The organism is Streptomyces cavernicola (assembly GCF_029968035.1).
GTDB classification, from domain to species: Bacteria; Actinomycetota; Actinomycetes; order Streptomycetales; family Streptomycetaceae; genus Streptomyces; species Streptomyces cavernicola.
This window is the reverse complement of the sequence record NZ_JASCIQ010000012.1, coordinates 143,283-159,409: the sequence shown is the minus strand read 5'-3', so window position 1 is coordinate 159,409 and position 16,127 is coordinate 143,283. Positions and strand designations below refer to the sequence as shown.

At 73.5% G+C, this 16,127-nt stretch carries 19 protein-coding genes; 7 read left to right on the top strand and 12 right to left on the bottom strand.

Translation table 11 applies throughout. The features are described 5' to 3' along the window. Positions 1-11 precede the first annotated feature (11 nt). Positions 12-896, bottom strand: coding sequence for an SDR family NAD(P)-dependent oxidoreductase (locus QIS96_RS13990; protein WP_282542859.1), 885 nt, complete (start codon positions 894-896; stop codon positions 12-14). Beyond that, entirely contained in the window at positions 896-1,693 is a 798-nt protein-coding gene (locus tag QIS96_RS13985) for an acetoacetate decarboxylase family protein (protein WP_282542858.1), read from the bottom strand. Before QIS96_RS13985 ends, QIS96_RS13990 begins: the two co-directional genes overlap by 1 nt. A 126-nt stretch (positions 1,694-1,819) precedes the next feature. On the opposite strand from QIS96_RS13985, the gene QIS96_RS13980 reads away from it, so the two are divergent. The 5 genes from QIS96_RS13980 (at position 1,820) to QIS96_RS13960 (ending at position 5,725) form a co-directional block, all read left to right on the top strand. Continuing rightward, complete coding sequence (locus QIS96_RS13980; RefSeq protein WP_282542857.1) at positions 1,820-2,551, top strand: TetR/AcrR family transcriptional regulator; 732 nt, start codon at positions 1,820-1,822, stop codon at positions 2,549-2,551. A gap of 119 nt (positions 2,552-2,670) precedes the next feature. Next, positions 2,671-3,642, top strand: coding sequence for a DEDDh family exonuclease (locus QIS96_RS13975; RefSeq protein ID WP_282542856.1), 972 nt, complete (start codon positions 2,671-2,673; stop codon positions 3,640-3,642). Positions 3,643-3,782: 140 nt separating this feature from the next. After that, a complete protein-coding gene (locus QIS96_RS13970; protein ID WP_282542855.1) occupies positions 3,783-4,016 on the top strand; it encodes a hypothetical protein in 234 nt (77 codons plus the stop codon). A 98-nt stretch (positions 4,017-4,114) separates the two neighbouring features. After that, positions 4,115-4,903, top strand: coding sequence for an SURF1 family cytochrome oxidase biogenesis protein (locus tag QIS96_RS13965; protein WP_282542854.1), 789 nt, complete (start codon positions 4,115-4,117; stop codon positions 4,901-4,903). 66 nt (positions 4,904-4,969) lie between these two features. Next, the gene (locus tag QIS96_RS13960) at positions 4,970-5,725 is read left to right on the top strand and encodes an SDR family oxidoreductase (RefSeq protein ID WP_282542853.1); all 756 of its coding nucleotides are present in this window, start codon (positions 4,970-4,972) and stop codon (positions 5,723-5,725) included. A gap of 139 nt (positions 5,726-5,864) precedes the next feature. Here QIS96_RS13960 and amaP read toward each other — a convergent pair whose 3' ends face one another. From amaP to QIS96_RS13935, 5 genes are read right to left on the bottom strand one after another with little or no spacing between them, the layout of a single operon-like run. Further along, on the bottom strand, positions 5,865-6,443 hold the full coding sequence (gene amaP, locus QIS96_RS13955) for an alkaline shock response membrane anchor protein AmaP (RefSeq protein WP_282542852.1): 579 nt from the start codon (positions 6,441-6,443) through the stop codon (positions 5,865-5,867). Positions 6,444-6,446: 3 nt separating this feature from the next. After that, positions 6,447-7,130: a DUF6286 domain-containing protein gene (locus tag QIS96_RS13950; RefSeq protein WP_282542851.1), complete on the bottom strand. Its 684-nt coding sequence runs from the start codon at positions 7,128-7,130 to the stop codon at positions 6,447-6,449. Further along, on the bottom strand, positions 7,127-7,477 hold the full coding sequence (locus QIS96_RS13945; protein ID WP_282542850.1) for an Asp23/Gls24 family envelope stress response protein: 351 nt from the start codon (positions 7,475-7,477) through the stop codon (positions 7,127-7,129). The genes QIS96_RS13950 and QIS96_RS13945 overlap by 4 nt, the downstream gene beginning before the upstream one ends. A 39-nt stretch (positions 7,478-7,516) precedes the next feature. Next, positions 7,517-7,714, bottom strand: coding sequence for a hypothetical protein (locus QIS96_RS13940; protein WP_282542849.1), 198 nt, complete (start codon positions 7,712-7,714; stop codon positions 7,517-7,519). Positions 7,715-7,736: 22 nt separating this feature from the next. Then, positions 7,737-8,204 carry an Asp23/Gls24 family envelope stress response protein gene (locus QIS96_RS13935; RefSeq protein WP_282542848.1) on the bottom strand — a complete coding sequence of 156 codons (468 nt, stop codon included), beginning with the start codon at positions 8,202-8,204 and terminating at the stop codon, positions 7,737-7,739. 96 nt (positions 8,205-8,300) lie between these two features. On the opposite strand from QIS96_RS13935, the gene QIS96_RS13930 reads away from it, so the two are divergent. Continuing rightward, positions 8,301-8,969, top strand: a complete 669-nt coding sequence (locus QIS96_RS13930) for a nucleopolyhedrovirus P10 family protein (RefSeq protein WP_282542847.1) — start codon at positions 8,301-8,303, stop codon at positions 8,967-8,969. 187 nt (positions 8,970-9,156) lie between these two features. On the opposite strand, the gene QIS96_RS13925 is transcribed toward QIS96_RS13930, so the two are convergent. The 4 genes from QIS96_RS13925 to QIS96_RS13910 form a co-directional block, all read right to left on the bottom strand. After that, positions 9,157-9,987, bottom strand: a complete 831-nt coding sequence (locus QIS96_RS13925; protein WP_282542846.1) for an enoyl-CoA hydratase/isomerase family protein — start codon at positions 9,985-9,987, stop codon at positions 9,157-9,159. A 111-nt stretch (positions 9,988-10,098) separates the two neighbouring features. Next, a complete protein-coding gene (locus QIS96_RS13920) occupies positions 10,099-10,320 on the bottom strand; it encodes a helix-turn-helix domain-containing protein (protein ID WP_058851518.1) in 222 nt (73 codons plus the stop codon). A 417-nt stretch (positions 10,321-10,737) separates the two neighbouring features. Next, positions 10,738-12,336 carry a ribosomal protection-like ABC-F family protein gene (gene abc-f, locus QIS96_RS13915; protein ID WP_282542845.1) on the bottom strand — a complete coding sequence of 533 codons (1,599 nt, stop codon included), beginning with the start codon at positions 12,334-12,336 and terminating at the stop codon, positions 10,738-10,740. Between the two features lie 96 nt (positions 12,337-12,432). Then, positions 12,433-13,227, bottom strand: coding sequence for a hypothetical protein (locus tag QIS96_RS13910; RefSeq protein WP_282542844.1), 795 nt, complete (start codon positions 13,225-13,227; stop codon positions 12,433-12,435). A 287-nt stretch (positions 13,228-13,514) separates the two neighbouring features. Between QIS96_RS13910 and ypfJ the strand changes: the two genes are divergently transcribed. After that, positions 13,515-14,405, top strand: coding sequence for a KPN_02809 family neutral zinc metallopeptidase (gene ypfJ, locus QIS96_RS13905; RefSeq protein ID WP_282542843.1), 891 nt, complete (start codon positions 13,515-13,517; stop codon positions 14,403-14,405). 242 nt (positions 14,406-14,647) lie between these two features. Here ypfJ and QIS96_RS13900 read toward each other — a convergent pair whose 3' ends face one another. Then, positions 14,648-16,033, bottom strand: a complete 1,386-nt coding sequence (locus tag QIS96_RS13900; protein WP_282542842.1) for a hypothetical protein — start codon at positions 16,031-16,033, stop codon at positions 14,648-14,650. Positions 16,034-16,127: the final 94 nt, after the last annotated feature.

Here is a 16,127-nt window from a genome sequence, read left to right as displayed (position 1 = left end):
CAGCGCTCCCTTCAGTCCAGGATGAAGCGTTCGAGGTACGCGGGGTCGGAGCGGTCGAGCATCGACTGCGAGCGCGCCCGGATCTGCCGGTCGCTGTGCTCGCTCTCCGGGAGCAGCCAGAAGCGCCCCTCCCCGATGCCGTCCGCGACGAAGTCGGCGACCTCCTCGACGGACGTGAACCGCACCTCCTGCCCGGCTTCCTTCATCGCCGCCTCCCACTGGTCGAGGCTGCGGTACGGGGTCCGGCGCGGCCGCTGTTTCGCGTACCGCTCGGGCCGGTTGCGGTGCGACTCCCACAGGCCGGTGCGCAGCATGTGCGGACCGGGGAACAGCACGGACGCCCCCACGCGCGCGTGCTCCGCCTTCAGGTGCGCGTACAGGGACTCGGTGAGGGTCACCACGGCGGACTTGGTGACGGCGTACACGGACGCGGTGGGCAGCGGTGCGATGCCGCCGTCCCCCGACGAGGTGTTGACGATGTGGCCCGGCTCGCCGCCCGCGAGCATCCGCGGCACGAAGGCCTGCACGCCGTGGAAGACGCCCCACACGTTGACGGCGAACGCCCACTTCCAGTCGTTGGGCTCGTGCTCCCACATCCGGCCCTCGGCGCCCGATCCGACGCCCGCGTTGTTGCACAGCACATGCACGACGCCATAAGCGTCGTACGCCGCTTCCGCGAGCTCCATGACCGAGTCGCGCTCGGAAACGTCCACCACGCGCGCGTGCACCTCGGCGCCGGTGGCGCGCAGTTCGGCGGCGGCCTCGTCCAGGGCCGCCTTCTCCACGTCGGCGAGGACGACCTTCAGGCCGTCGGCGGCGAACCTGCGGGCCATGGCGAACCCGATCCCGCTCGCCGCGCCGGTCACGACGGCGACCTGTCCGGGGCGCAGCTCCATCACACGCTCCCCTCGGGCGGCCCGTCGAGGATCTGCTGCGGGTCGTCGTACCGCTGGTGGATGTACGGCAGCAGGGCCTCGGCGCTGACGCGTTCGGCGACCCGGCCCTGCTGGTCGGTGGTCTTCTCACCGATGGTCAGCTCGACGAGCGAGAGCACCGGGAGGTCCGCCACCGGGTCGTACATCGACTCGCGAAGCACCACGTCCCCGGTGATCCGCTCCAGCCTGCGCACCTTCTCGTGGCGTACGCAGTGCACGAGCGCGGCGTCGTCCTCAAGACCCGAACCGTCCACCGCGGGAAGGAACTTGAAGTAGAAGTCGGTCTTCCGCACGGGCTCCGGCAGCGGCAGCTCCTCGCCGACCGCGCCGCGCACCTCCACGAACGCGATGCCGTGCCGGGCGAGCGCCGCGCGCACGACGAGCCCGTCCCGCTCGACGGTGACCTCGCCCAGCTTCTTCGGCTCACCGAAGACCTCGCGGCCGCCGATCAGGGCCCGCTCGTGGGTCATCGGCATGACGAGCGGGTACCAGCCGGTGACCCCGCCGTGCTCCGCCGCGACCGCGACGGAGCCCGCGCCGAGCGGATAGCCCGGCAGGTCGACCTTGCTGATGTTGGCCCGCACCAGGGGCCGTCCGGTGGGTTTCAGCGGCGGCGGGAGGACCGCGGCGACCGCGTCCGGGTCGGTCTCCCACACCGCGACGACTCCGGTGGACCAGATGTCGGGGAGCTTCGCGCTCGCGCCGCGGGCCGCGCGGATCTCCGCCTCGGAGCGTGCGCCGTACCGTATCCGTGCCATGTCGTACCGCCCTTCGTAGGTCGTGCGCGTCTGTGCCTCGACGTACTCACCCGGGGGTCTGTAACACAGTTACACCGTGCTCGATGAAGGGTAAAGAGGCGTGCGGGCAACGGAGTTGGGGGTCCTGTGGCAGGTCGTTCCGGGCCCGTGCGGCCGTCGCTGACCCGCGAGCAGGTGCTCGCGGCGGCCGCCGCCCTGGTCAAGCAGCACGGCCCCGGCGCGCTGACGATGCGCAAGCTGGCCGCCGAGCTCGGCACCGCGGTCACGTCGATCTACTGGCACGTCGGCAACCGCGAGTCGCTCCTCGAAGCGCTCGTCGAGCGGACCGTCGTGGAGCTCGGCGCGATCACCCCGCGCGGGAGAACGCCCGCCGCGCGTGTGGTGTCCGTGGCCCGCGCGCTGCGCCGCCGGCTGCTCGACCACCCGCATCTGATCGCGATGGTGCACGAACGCGGCCTCACCGAGCGGATGTTCCAGCCCGCCGCCCGCGCCCTGGTCGACGAGGTGCACGCGGCGGGACTGCGCGGCGCCCCGGCCGCCGAGGCGGTGCGGGCCGTGCTGTTCCAGGCGGTCGGCTTCGTGCTCGTCGAGCGCAACCGCGCCCGCTCGCCGGTGCAGCGGCCCGGCGAGCAGGAGCTGTGGGACATTCAGGGCGCGGGCGAGGGCGCGGACGACCCGGCGCTCGCGCGCGCCCTGGCCCGCGGCCCCCAGCCGGACAAGCTGTTCACGGTCTCGGTGCGGGCCCTGGTCGACGGCCTCCTGAACACCCCGCCGAGCACCCCGCCGAAGGCCTCGCCGCGCACCTCTGAGAGCACCCCGCCCAGCGCCCCGCCGAGCACCCCGCCCAGCGCCCCGTGAGGGGGCGGCGACCGGCCCGGCCCCCGACTCCCGTACGCCCGGGAGGAGTTGACGGATCCGGTCGCGGGCGGCGGACCACGTGTCCGCGTTGTCAGTGCCGGGCCGTATCCTCAGGGACCATGCTCGAAGACCGCACGACAGCAGCGCCATGGCCGGCCGCGTACCCATCGGGGTACGCGGTCGTCGACGTGGAGACCACCGGCCTCGCCAGGGACGACCGGATAGTGTCGGCTGCCGTCTACCAGCTCGACGCCCACGGCGACGTCGAGGACCACTGGTACACGCTGGTCAACCCGGAGCGCGATCCGGGCCCGGTGTGGATCCACGGCCTGACGAGCGACGTACTCGAAGGCGCCCCGCTCTTCCCGCAGATCGCCGAGGAGTTCTCCGCCCGCCTCGAAGGCCGCGTCCTCGTGGCGCACAACGCCGTCTTCGACTGGTCGATGATCGCCCGTGAGTACGCGCGTGCGCGCCTCACCGCCCCGGTCCGCCAGCGCCTGTGCACCATCGCGCTCTCCAAGGAGCTGCGCCTGCCGCTGCCCAACCACAAGCTGGAGTCGCTCGCCGCGCACTTCGGCGTCGTACAGCAGCGCGCGCACCACGCCCTGGACGACGCGCGCGTGCTCGCCGAGGCGTTCCGCCCGAGCCTGCACGCCGCCGCCGGGGACGGGGTGCGGCTGCCGCTCCTGGAGTGCCGCCCGCTGACCGAGTGGCAGGACTCCCCCGCCGCCCCGCACATCGGCCGCCAGGGTTCGTACCGGCCGGGCGGCTGGCGCCCCAACCGCAAGCGCCCGGCGTGCCCGTACCCGAACCCCGGGCGGTACGAAGACGGCAAACCGCTCAAGCAGGGCATGCGGGTGGCGTTCTCCGGTGACACCTCGACCGAGCGCGAACTCCTGGAGGACCGCGCCGTCGAGGCCGGCCTGCATGTCGCGACGAGCGTGTCCCGCCTCACCAGCCTGCTCGTCACCAACGACCCGGACGCGGGCACGTCGAAGGTCGTCAAGGCGAAGGCGTACGGCACACCGGTGCTCGACGAGGCCGCGTTCGGCCAGCTGCTCCGGGACGTCGCTCCCGCCGACGGGAAGTGAGCGGACCGCCGGACAGCCGTCGGACGGCCGCCGAACGACCGTCAGACGGGTGAGCGGCGGGGCCGCGACCGAGTGATTGTCGCCGCCCCGCCCCGCATGCCTGACCCGCCGCGGCAGGCCCGGGTCCCACCCTGTGGCGCATGGCACGTTGCGAGGTTTGTGGAAACGATTACGGCTTGTCCTTCGAGGTGCACGCGCAGGGCGCGGTGCACGTCTTCGACTGTTTCTCCTGCGCCATCCACCGCATGGCGCCGATCTGCGAGCACTGCCGGTGCCAGATCATCGGGCAGGGCGTCGAGGCCGACGGGCACTTCTACTGCGGGGCGCACTGTGCCCGCTCGGAGGGGAAGGTGGGCATCGTCGACAAGGTCTGACCACCGGCTCCGAACTGCTGAGCCCCGGCTCGCGTACAGCGGCCCCCGACGGGACCCCACCCGTCGGGGGCCGTCGTGTGCGGGGTACCGTCGACGTCGTGTACCGCTTCCTGTTGTCCCGGCAGTGGGTCCTGACCACCCTCCTCGCCCTCGTCCTCATCCCCGTGATGGTCGAGCTGGGCTTCTGGCAGCTGCACCGGCACGAGCACCGGGTCGCGCAGAACACCCTGATCGCCGACAACCTGGCCGCCGAGCCCGCCCCCGTCGAGGAGCTCACGTCCCCCGGGCACACCGTCCCGCGCAAGGACTACTGGCGGCAGGTCGAGGCCACCGGCACGTTCGACACCGAGCACGAGGTCGTCGTCCGCCGCCGCACCAACGCCGACGACCAGGTCGGCTTCCACGTACTGACGCCGTTCGTCCTCACCGACGGCAAGGTGCTGCTCGTCAACCGCGGCTGGGTGCCCGCGGCGTCCGACCAGAAGGCGTTCCCGAAGGTGCCCGCGCCGCCCGCCGGCGAAGTCACCGTGGTCGGCCGCCTGATGGCCGACGAGACCACCAGCGGCAGCGGCATCAAGGACCTCGAGGGTCTGCCGCCGCGCCAGACCATGCTGATCGACAGCGAGGAACAGGCCAAGGCCCTCGGCAAGCAGGTCCTCGGCGGGTACGTCGAGCTGACCACGCCCGAGCCGAAGGGCGGCTCCCCCGAGCTGATCGGCTCCCCCGACCACGACTCGATCGGCCCGCACATGGCGTACGCGATCCAGTGGTGGCTGTTCGCCGGGGGCGTGCCCGTCGGCTGGTGGGTGATGGTCCGCCGGGAGCGCCGCGACCGGGAGAGCGCCGCCGAGTCGACGCCCGCCGAGGACGTGCCCGCGCCCGCGTAGCCGCCCGGCGCGACCAGCTCGTGGACGGCCTCGCCTCCGCCCCCGCGGACCCGGCAGGATAGGGCCATGGATCTTGGACTGAAGGACCGTGTCTACGTAGTCACCGGCGCCACCCGAGGGCTCGGCCACGCCACGACGGAGGCCCTGGTCGCGGACGGCGCGAAGGTCGTCATCACCGGCCGGGAGGAGAAGTCGGTCACCGAGGCCGCGGCAGCGCTCGGCGAGAACGCGGTCGGCGTGGCCGCCGACAACGCCGACCCGGCCGCCGCCGCCCGCCTCATCGACACCGCCCGCGAGCGCTTCGGCCGCTTCGACGGCGTCCTCATCAGCGTCGGCGGCCCGGCCCCGGGCACCGCCGCGAGCAACACCGACGAGCAGTGGCAGTCGGCGTTCGAGTCGGTCTTCCTCGGCGCGGTGCGGCTCGCGCGCACGGCCGCGGCGGAGCTCTCCGAAGGCGGCGTCATCGGGTTCGTGCTCTCCGGTTCGGTGTACGAGCCGATCGCCGGCCTCACCATCTCCAACGGGCTGCGCCCCGGTCTCGCCGGCTTCGCCAAGTCCCTCGCGGACGAGGTGGGCCCGCGCGGCATCCGCGTCGTCGGCGTGCTGCCGGGGCGTATCGCCACGGACCGGCTGAAGCAGCTCGACGGTCTCTCGCCCGACCCGGCGGCGGCCCGCGCCGCGAACGAGTCGAAGATCCCGCTCGGCCGGTACGGCGCCCCGGAGGAGTTCGGCCGCACGACGGCCTTCCTGCTGTCGCCTGCGGCGTCGTACGTGACGGGTGTGATGGTCCCGGTGGACGGGGGCGCGCTGCGGAGCTTCTGAGCCCGAGCCTGCGGCGCTTGTCGTCCGGCTTTCCCACCGTCGTGGCTGGTCGCGCAGTTCCCCGCGCCCCTGGAAAACAGCCCCTGCGGCGTTTGAGCAGCGGGGGTCCGGGGGCTGGCCCCCAGAAAGCCCCGCCCCCTCAACTCACCCGCCGCGCCCGGTGCTTGACCGCCCGCATCCGTACCTCGGCAGGCAGGTGCGCCAGGCCTGCCGACGTACGGGCCGTGGCCAGGGAGTCCGCGGTGAGCAGGCGCAGCGCGACCGCCGGTTCCGCGTGCGGGGCGAGCAGCATGCGGACCCGGGCCCGCGGCGTGGAGCGGCGACCGGTGAGCCGTACGCCGACCTGCTCCACCCCGTCGAGGACCTCCGTCTCACGGGCGAGCACGTCCTCCAGTGCGCGGCCCCGCAACAGCGCACCCTCCCCGTCCCCGCTGTCGACGAGGACCTCGGCGAGCCGGCCGCGCCGCGTCTGGGCGACCAGCCACCACAGGGCGAGCAGCACGAGCACGGCGAGCGCCGCGATGACGACCGGCCAGAACCACGGCTCGTCCCGCCACCTGGCCCGGTCGGCGTCGCTCAACAGCACGTCGTCCCGGCCGTCGTACACCCACCACGACGGCATCGGCGCCCCGAGCCCGGTGGCCAGGACCGTGCCGCCGAGCAGCAGCAGGACGAGGCCGACCAGGGCGAGCAGGATGCGGTTGACGGTGCGCAGCATCGTTCAGCCCCGCTTTCCGGGTCGGGCGACGCGCACGTTCAGGGCCGGCGCTCGGGACAGGCCGAGCGCGGCGATGCCGTCGCCGAGCACGGTGTCCAAGTCGGCCCGTACGTCGTCGAGTTCACGGAAGTGCGCGACCGCCCGTACGTCGACCTTCGCGCGCCGCACCCGTACGCGCACCGAGCGCACGCCCGGCACCTCCATCGCGCGGTCGCGCAGCACCAGGGCGGCGGCCTCCGCGTCCAGCCAGGCGCGTACGTCCTGCTCGCCGCTGCGCATCGCGAGCGTCGAGCGGTGGCCGGGGGTGACGACGAGCAGCAGCAGCCAGAGGCCGAGCAGGGCCGCGACGCCCGCGCCGGCCAGCACCCACGGATCGTCGAGGGAGCGCTCGGCCAGCTGCTCGCCGAGCACGTGCCGCCAGCGCATCGCGGGCCGGTCGGCGCGCACCGCGGCCACGTCGTAGAGCAGCAGCCCGGCCGCGCCGAGGCCGAGCAGTCCGACGACCACGGCGGGCCACCGGCGCACCGACCACCTGTGCCGGTGCTCGCCGCCCTCCGGCGGGGTCAGGACCGGGGTGTACGAGGCGGCGGACGCGGACTGGTCGAGCCTGTCCGGGTTCTGCTTCTGCAGGAGCGGGCGGGTGTCGCCGGGGCGGTCGGCGGTGTTGTCGTCGTCTCGCTCGCTCATCGTGTCCTCCCCTGCTCCGCGGCCCGGGAGCGCGCCGAGTGCAGCCGCTCCACCTGAACGGTCACCTCGGGCACCGCCATCCCCGCCAACGCCTCTACCCGCTCGGTGACTTGACGACGCACGGCGCCGCACTGGCCGCCGATGTCGCAGGGGTAGTCGAGGTCGAGGCTGATGCGGACATGGGCGCTGCCGCGGTGCACGGTGACCGTGGCGCTGGGTGCGTCGCCGCCCTCGGGCACGCCGCCCCGCAGCGCCTCGCGGGCCGCGCGCGCGGCGATCTTGGCGACGACGCGGTCGGCGATCCGGGTCGCCCCGCGCTCGCCCGGCTCGATCGCCGCCACCGTCATCTCGCCGCCACCGCCGCTGCCGCCGTCGTCATCCCGCCGCTACCGGCGCCGCTCGCCGCGCGCCTCGCCCCGGCCGCGGAACAGGTCGCCGGGCTCCAGGTCCCCGTCGGCGTACCGCCCCACGAGGAAGCCGACCGCGCCGAGCGCGGCCACCAGGAGGAAGGCGCCGAACCCGCCGAAGTACGCGGCGAATCCGAGCCCCATGCCGGCCAGCAGGCCGACCAACGCCATGCTCATCGCACGCTCCTAGCCACCGGGCTCATTGGATTCGGGTCTCCTGCTCTTCCTCTTCTTCCTCGGGCAGCTTCACGTCGCCGACGGCGATGTTGACCTCCACGACCTCGAGGCCCGTCATCCGCTCCACGGCGGCGATCACGTTCTCCCGTACGGCGCGGGCCACATCGGCGATGGCCACGCCGTACTCGACGACGATGTCCAGGTCGAGCGCCGTCTGCACCTCGCCGACCTCGGCTTTCACACCGCGCGTGACGGCCTTGGCGCCCCCCGGCACCTTGTCGCGCACGGCGCCGAACGTGCGGGAGATCCCGGTGCCCATGGCGTGCACGCCCGGCACTTCGCGGGCGGCGAGCCCGGCGATCTTCTCGACGACGCCGTCGGCGATGGTGGTGCGACCCCGGCTGCCCGGATCGCCGCCGCCTCGTCTGGACTGGGCGCTCTCCGCCGCCCGTACGGCCCCCGGCCTGCCTCGCTCTTCGGTGTCGCTCATCGCGTTCGTCCCAATCGAAGGGGGTGATGCGCTCCTTTTGCCCACATTAAGTGCGGTTGGCCTCCTTCGCGCCAGGGGATGCGGCAGGCTGGTGCAATGACGGCTGACCGGTCCACGGACGACGAGGCACACCCCGTGGCCGCCCGCACGCGCGCGGTGCGCGAGGTGCGTGAGGTGCTCCGCCTCGGGCGGCTGCTGCCGCTCGGTGAGGCGGCGGACGGGGCGTGGATCGCGGAGCGGGCGGCGGCCCGGCTGCTGCGCCCGGCGGGTGCGGCGGTCGCCGGGGTACGGATCGACGCACTCCGCCTCGCCCTCGCCGCCCCGGACGCGGCGGGCGAGCCGGCCGTCCCGGCCCCGCCGAGCGCGCTGCCGCCGGGGCCCCTGCGCATCGCCGCGGAGCTCGCGGCGACGGCGGACGCTCCGCTGCCGTCGACGGCGACGCGGGTGCGGGAGGCGCTGGCCGCTGCGGCGGTGGAGCGGGTCGGGCTTGTGGTGGCGGAGGTGGATCTGCGGGTGACGGAGCTGCTGGACGCGGCGCCGTCGCCGCCCCGGCCCGAGGAGTACACCCCGCCGGCCGCGCGGGACGAGGACGCGACGGCTGTGGCGGTACGGGCCGTGCCGGGCGTCGTGGACGTACGGGTCCTGCGGTCGCCGCATCCCCGCTTCGAGCTGGTCGTGACCGGGGACCGGCGGGTCCTTGATGTCGTACGGGCGGTGCGGGGGGTTGTCGGGGCGGCGGCGGTAGTCGTGACCGCGACCACGTGAACTTCCCCCCCCCCGCCCCTTCCCGGCTGTGTCGATTTGCGGCTGCCGCGGCTGCTGCGCCGTCTTTCGGGTGCTGCGCCGTCGTGGCTGGTCGCGCAGTTCCCCGCGCCCCTATCGGGGCACTATTCAGCCCCTCCGGCGTTTGAGGAGCGCGGGGAGCAAACCAACCGCCCGGCCCCGGAAAGGCCTACTCCCCCAGCCCCGCCAGGTCCCGCAGCCGGCGGCCCTGCGCGGCGCGTTCCGCGGTGCGCTGGTCCTCGTAGGAGCGGTGGACCGCACCCTGGAGGAGGGCCTTGGTCTCGATGACGGCATCACGGGGCGCGGCGAGCAGCGCAGCCGCCAAGTCCCGCGCCGCGGCGTCGAGTTCGGCACCGGGAACCACCAGGTTGGCGAGCCCGACGCGCTCCGCCTCCTCGGCGTGCACGAACCGTCCGGTGGCGCAGATCTCCAGGGCGCGGGCGTACCCGACGAGGGAGACGAGGGGGTGCGTGCCGGTGAGGTCGGGCACCAGGCCGAGGCTGGTCTCGCGCATGGCGAACTGCACGTCGTCCGCGACGATCCGCAGGTCGCAGGCGAGCGCGAGCTGGAAGCCCGCACCGATGGCGTGGCCCTGGACAGCGGCGATGGTGACGAGGTCACTGCGCCGCCACCAGGTGAACGCCTCCTGGTACTCGGCGATGGTCGCGTCGAGCTCGGCGTCCTCACCGCGCGCCATGTCGAGGAACGACGGCTCGCCGTCGAAGCCCTCGGGCGTGAACGCCTGCCGGTCGAGCCCGGCGGAGAACGACTTGCCCTCGCCGCTCAGCACGACGACCCGCACGCTGCCGGGCAGCGCGCGCCCGGCCTCCGCCAACGCCCGCCACAGCGCGGGGCTCTGGGCGTTGCGCTTGGCCGGGTTGGTGAGGGTGACCGTCGCGGTCGCGCCGTCGACGGCGAGTCGTACACCGTCCTTGGCGAACACTTCGGTCGCGCCCGTCGGCTCGGTCTCGGCTGCGTGCTGGGGTTCGGGCGAAGCCATGGGGTGCCTCCGATGGGACAGCAGTCGACATAAGTGACTGCACAGTAACCACCCGGCCGATCAGCGGATCGACCGGGTGGCCACCATCGAAGTCGGTGAGCCGCCCGATTCTCAGCCCGTGGCGGCCTTCTTGCCGCGCGTGGCTCCGCCGCGTCCCCGCAGCGTGACTCCTGATTCGCTGAGCATCCGGTGCACGAAGCCATAGGAACGGCCCGTCTCTTCGGCCAGTGCCCGGATGCTCGCACCGCCGTCGTACTTCTTCTTCAGGTCTGCCGCGAGCTTGTCGCGCGCGGCGCCGGTAACCCGGCTGCCCTTCTTCAGAGTCTCGGCCACCCGTGCCTCCTCATGGGAAGTGCGCTCTGGACTTCTCATGATCACCCCTCCCGGGCGTCCTGGCCACCCATTCGGCAAGGTCCATGTGACGAGGTTCATTGCGCGGACAGCGGACACCACTTGCGGAATCGGCGACTCCGCCACCGTCGGCACGTACGGCCGAACGGGTGCGTCCGCGAAGCGCCAGGTCAGCGCCGTACGGTCGGAGGCTCGGGCGGGAGTGGGGGCGGAGCGGGGAAATCCGTGTACGACACACCTCGGTACGAGGAGATCTCACGCAGATGATGGATCACGCGTCCGGCGAATGATCCATACGGAGTTGATCAGGCCCGCGCAGGGGCCGGGCCGGGGCCGCGTGGACAGCAGAAGGCCCGCCCCGTTTGCTGCGGGGCGGGCCTCGGCAAGTACGTCAAGGGGTCAGGCGAGGGCGACCAGGTCCGCGTAGTCCGCGCCCCACAGGTCCTCGACGCCGTCCGGGAGCAGGATGATCCGCTCCGGCTGCAGCGCCTCGACGGCGCCCTCGTCGTGCGTGACGAGGACGACGGCGCCCTTGTACGTGCGCAGCGCGCCGAGGATCTCCTCGCGGCTGGCCGGGTCGAGGTTGTTGGTGGGCTCGTCGAGCAGCAGCACGTTCGCCGAGGAGACGACGAGGGTGGCGAGGGCCAGTCGGGTCTTCTCGCCGCCGGAGAGGACGCCCGCGGGCTTGTCCACGTCGTCCCCGGAGAAGAGGAACGAGCCGAGGGTCTTGCGGACGTCGACGAGGTCCAGGTCGGGGGCGGCCGAGCGCATGTTCTCCAGGACCGTGCGCTCCGGGTCGAGGGTCTCGTGCTCCTGCGCGTAGTAGCCGAGCTTGAGTCCGTGGCCCTCGATGACCTGGCCGGTGTCGGGCTTCTCGGCGCCGCCGAGGAGGCGCAGGAGCGTGGTCTTGCCGGCGCCGTTGAGTCCGAGGATGACGACGCGCGAGCCCTTGTCGATGGCCAGGTCGACGTCGGTGAAGATCTCCAGGGAGCCGTACGACTTCGACAGGCCCTCGGCCATCAGCGGGGTCTTGCCGCAGGGGGCGGGCTCCGGGAAGCGCAGCTTGGCGACCTTGTCGGACTGGCGCACTTCCTCCAGGCCGGAGAGCAGGCGCTCGGCGCGCTTGGCCATGTTCTGCGCGGCGACGGTCTTGGTGGCCTTGGCGCGCATCTTGTCGGCCTGCGAGTTGAGGGCCGCGGCCTTCTTCTCGGCGTTCTGGCGCTCGCGCTTGCGGCGCTTCTCGTCGGCCTCGCGCTGCTGCTGGTAGAGCTTCCAGCCCATGTTGTAGACGTCGATCTGGGAGCGGTTGGCGTCCAGGTAGAAGACCTTGTTGACGACCGTCTCGACCAGGTCGACGTCGTGGGAGATCACGATGAAGCCGCCGCGGTACGTCTTCAGGTAGTCCCGCAGCCAGGCGATGGAGTCGGCGTCGAGGTGGTTCGTCGGCTCGTCGAGGAGCAGGGTGTCCGCGTCCGAGAAGAGGATGCGGGCGAGCTCGACGCGGCGGCGCTGACCGCCGGAGAGGGTGTGCAGCGGCTGGCCGAGCACGCGGTCGGGCAGGCCGAGCGCGGCGGCGATGGTGGCGGCCTCGGCCTCGGCGGCGTACCCGCCCTTGGTGAGGAACTCGGTCTCCTGGCGCTCGTACTGCTTGAGGGCCTTCTCGCGGGTGCCGCCCTTGCCGTTGGCGATGCGCTCCTCGTTCTCCCGCATCTTGCGGATGAGGACGTCGAGGCCGCGGGCGGAGAGGACGCGGTCGCGGGCGAGCACGTCGAGGTCGCCGGTGCGCGGGTCCTGCGGCAGGTAGCCGACCTCGCCGGAGCGGGAGATGGTGCCGCCGGCGGGCTGGCCCTCGCCGGCCAGGCACTTGGTGAGGGTGGTCTTGCCGGCGCCGTTGCGACCGACGAGGCCGATGCGGTCGCCCTTGGCGATGCGGAAGGACGCGTTCTCGATCAGGACTCGGGCGCCGGCGCGCAGCTCGATGCCGGTTGCGGTGATCACGGACAGACTCCAGGCGGGAAGGAAGGGACGGCGGACGGGGCTGGGGCGCGCGGTCTACGCCGTCTAATGCGCGAGGAGAATGGCCATACGGCAATTCTAACGGGGGTGTGCAAGCACTTTTTCCGGTGGGAGTGCGTTGCCGAGGGGCTTGCGGTCGGGCACGACGCGGCCCAGGTCGTCGACCGCCACGAGCTGCTCCGACCAGGGTGTGTCCGGCTCGCCGCAGGGCTGGGCGACGAGCAGGGCGCCGGCGCGGTGCACGGCCCTGGCCGGTTCGAAGGCGCAGCCGGTGCGGGCGGGCAGCACCCAGCGCAGGTCTCCGTCTTCCGCGCGGTACGCGGTGATGCGCTGCGGGGTGACGACGGCGAGCATGCGGGCCTCGGTTCCGGCTCCCGGTGGGGCCTCGGCGCCGCTCGCGCGGTCGAGTACGCGGAGGACTCCGGCGCCGCCGCGGGCGGCGGGGGTGCGCAGCCAGTCGGCGCCCGCGGGGATGGCGCGGTGCCAGCGCACGGCGCTGCCGGTCCGTGCGGTGTCGGTGACGAGGCCGTCGTCCCAGAGCGTGAAGGCGTGGCCGGGCGCGGGGAGCACGGCGAGCGGTCGGCGGCCTCCGCGCGTGTGGGTCCATACGGGCCGACGGGTGGAGGTGTCGTATGCCACGACTGCACGGCTCTTCTTCTGTAGTGCCGGTTCTTCGCTCGCTGTGCCGGTTTTCGGGTGGGTCGGGTGGGCGTGGACGGTGAGCCGGTCGCCGTAGGGCGCGGGGCGTACGTCGTGGACGGCTCGGATCAGGGGCAGGGCGAGCGCCGCGAGGAGGAGAGCGAGAAGGAGGGCGAGGAGTGCGTGGAGCGGGCGGGGCAGCCGGGGGGCCGTCTCCGCTTCCGCAGTGGTCACGTCTCCCCCGTTCTGTGCCGGATCAGGCGGAGAGCGTAGTCGCGGGATACGGGGCCGGCCCCGGCCGTGGGGGCGACACGGCCGGGGCTCGGACGGGCCTCCCTCGTTCGGCCGCGCCCGCTTCGAGGGCGGAGCCGAGGGGCCGAGCCGAGGGGCCGAGCCGGGGGGCCGAGCCGAGGGGCCGAGCCGGGGGGCCGAGCCGAGGGGCAGGTCGGGATGAACTGCCAGATACTCGGCGCAGGGTGGCGGGGTGACCGCCCCGGCGAGGAGCAGAGGGTGGTACCCGCATGCAGTTCGACGACGATGCGCGGCTCGACACGTCGGAGGTTCAGGACGTACGCGGCAGCCGGATCCCCGGCGGCCGGGCCACGATCGGCGGCGGTCTCGCCGGGGTGATCGCGCTGCTGCTCGGGCTCTTCTTCGGGGTCGGACCCGACGACCTGGGGCTGACGTCGGAGAACGACCAGCCCTCGGTGTCGTCGTCGAGCGCCGCGCAGGTGCAGAGGTCGTGTCTGACGGGCCAGGACGCGAACGCGGCGGAGGACTGCCGGACGGTGGCGGTGGTCAACAGCGTCCAGGACTTCTGGGACCAGGAGTTCCAGCGCCGGCAGGCCCGCTACTCCGGCGCGCGGACGGTGCTCTTCACCGGGCAGGTGAGCACGGCCTGCGGCAACGCGACCTCGGCGGTCGGGCCGTTCTACTGCCCCGGCGACCGCAAGGTCTATCTGGACCTGGGCTTCTTCCAGGAGCTGCGGTCCGAGTTCGGCTCCAGCGGAGGGCCGTTCGCGCAGGCGTACGTGGTGGCGCACGAGTACGGGCACCACGTGCAGAACCTGATGGGAACGCTGCGGCGGGCTCAGGACGGGCGTACGGGCGCGGACAGCAACGCCGTGAAGGTCGAGCTGCAGGCGGACTGCTACGCGGGGGTGTGGGCGCGGCGGGCGACGCGGACGCCCGATCCGCAGACCGGGAGGCCGCTGATCACGCAGGTGACTGATGCGGATGTCCGGGACGGGCTGGATGCGGCTGCGGCGGTCGGGGACGACCGGATCCAGGAGCGGTTTCAGGGGCGGGTGACGCCGGAGTCCTGGACACACGGGTCCGCGGAGCAGCGGCAGCAATGGTTCTACGAGGGGTTTCGGTACGGGGACATGGCTCGCTGCAACACCTTCCGCTAGCCCGGGTGTTGCTTGATCCCCTCCCCGCCCCTTCCCGAAAGACCTGCGGTCCGCTTCGGGGGCCAGCCCCCGGACCCCCGCTCCTCAAACGCCGGAGGGGCTGAATTGGGCGGGGGGGGTGCCCCGTCAGGGGCTGGTTTTTAGGGGCGCGGGGAACTGCGCGACCAGCCACGACGGCGCGGGAGCCGAAAAACGACCGGGGCACGGGGCGAAGCCCCGAAGCGAGGTCCGGGGGCGCAGCGCTACGCGCCGCCCGTGTGGACCTGGAAGGCCGCTCTGCGGACCGCCTTCGCCAGGGCCGGGTCCGGGTGGGCCGCGGCCAGGGCCACCAGGACCTGGACCGTGCGGGGGTGGCCCACCGCGCGGACCTCCTGGAGCAGGGACGGGACCGTGGGCTGTATCGCCGACTCCAGGTGCCGTACGAGGAGTTCGGACTCCCCGTGGTCGGCGACGGCCGCCGCCGTGTCCACCCAGAGCCAGGTCGACTCCTCGCGGGTCAGCGCGGTGTGCACGTCCTCCGGGTCCGCGCCCTCCTGCTCGGCGAGCCACATCAACGCGTAGGGGCGCAACGGCGGTTCGGACGCGGCAGCCCTTACGTCCGCCTCCGCGGGTGGGCCGACGACGCGCAGGGCCTCGAAGGCGAGGCCGCGCAGCAAGGCGTCGTCGCCACGGGCGGCGTCGAGGAGCTCGGTGACGGCACTGCCGACGGGACGGGCGGCGAGCCAGGCGCGGTACTCGGCGCGGGCGGCGTTGGGGCGGAGGCGGGCGCAGCCGCGGAGCATCTCCTCGGCAGCGTGCTCGATGTTCCCCGCGGGGCTCTGCGCGGCGACGATGATCTGCTCCAGCTTGACCCAGACCGCCCAACTCCCCAGCGGCGTAAGGGTCGCGTGCCCGTCGTCGAGGGTGAGCGCGCCGACGCGGGCGAGTCCGCGCAGCGCCCAGTCGAGCAGCGGGGAGAGCGGGCCGGGGGCCGGAGGGGGCGCGGGCTGCGGTCCGAAGGGGATCTCGCAGCGCTCGTCGCGGAGTTCGGTGACGCGCTGCTCCAGGAGGTCGAGGAGCTGCGCCACGGGGACGGGGCCCGCGGAGAGCTGGAGGAGCGAGAGCACCTGCGGCATGGCCTCGATGACCTCGGAGACGGCGGCCGCCTCCTCCTCGGCCGGCGCGGGCCGCACCAGGGACCAGGCGTCGAACAGGGCGACCCAGCCGCGCAGCACGGCGGAGTCGTCGCGGTCCCAGGCGCGCAGCCGCCAGCCGGGGCGGGCGTCGCCGCCGTGCACCTCGACGAGGCCTGCGAGACGGGCGGCGTCCCAGTCGGCGCGGGCCTGGCGGGGCGTCAACTCCAGGTCGGCTGCGGCCCGTTCGGCCGCGGACTCGGTGAGGGTGCCGCTGCAGCCGGGGCGCAGGCCGGAGTCGCGGCCGGGCGCGCTGTCGGCCCAGCGGGCGATCCGGGCGGCGCCGGCGAGCTCGGCGCGCGCCATCCGGGCGAGCACGGCGGGTGCGGGTGTGCCCTCGGGAGGGCGTGGCGCGGAGCGCCGTGTGCGCCGCTCGGCCACGGCCTGTGGGGCGGTGGCGAGCGTGCGGGGGCCGACGAGTCTGAGCCTGGAGTCGCGCGGGTTACGGGACGTCACGGGGGCAGTCTTCCCGCTCGGGGCTCGAAAGCCCAAACGGAACCCCGAGTTGGCGTCCGATGCCGGTGGTTGTGCCCGCTATGGCCGCCTCGCC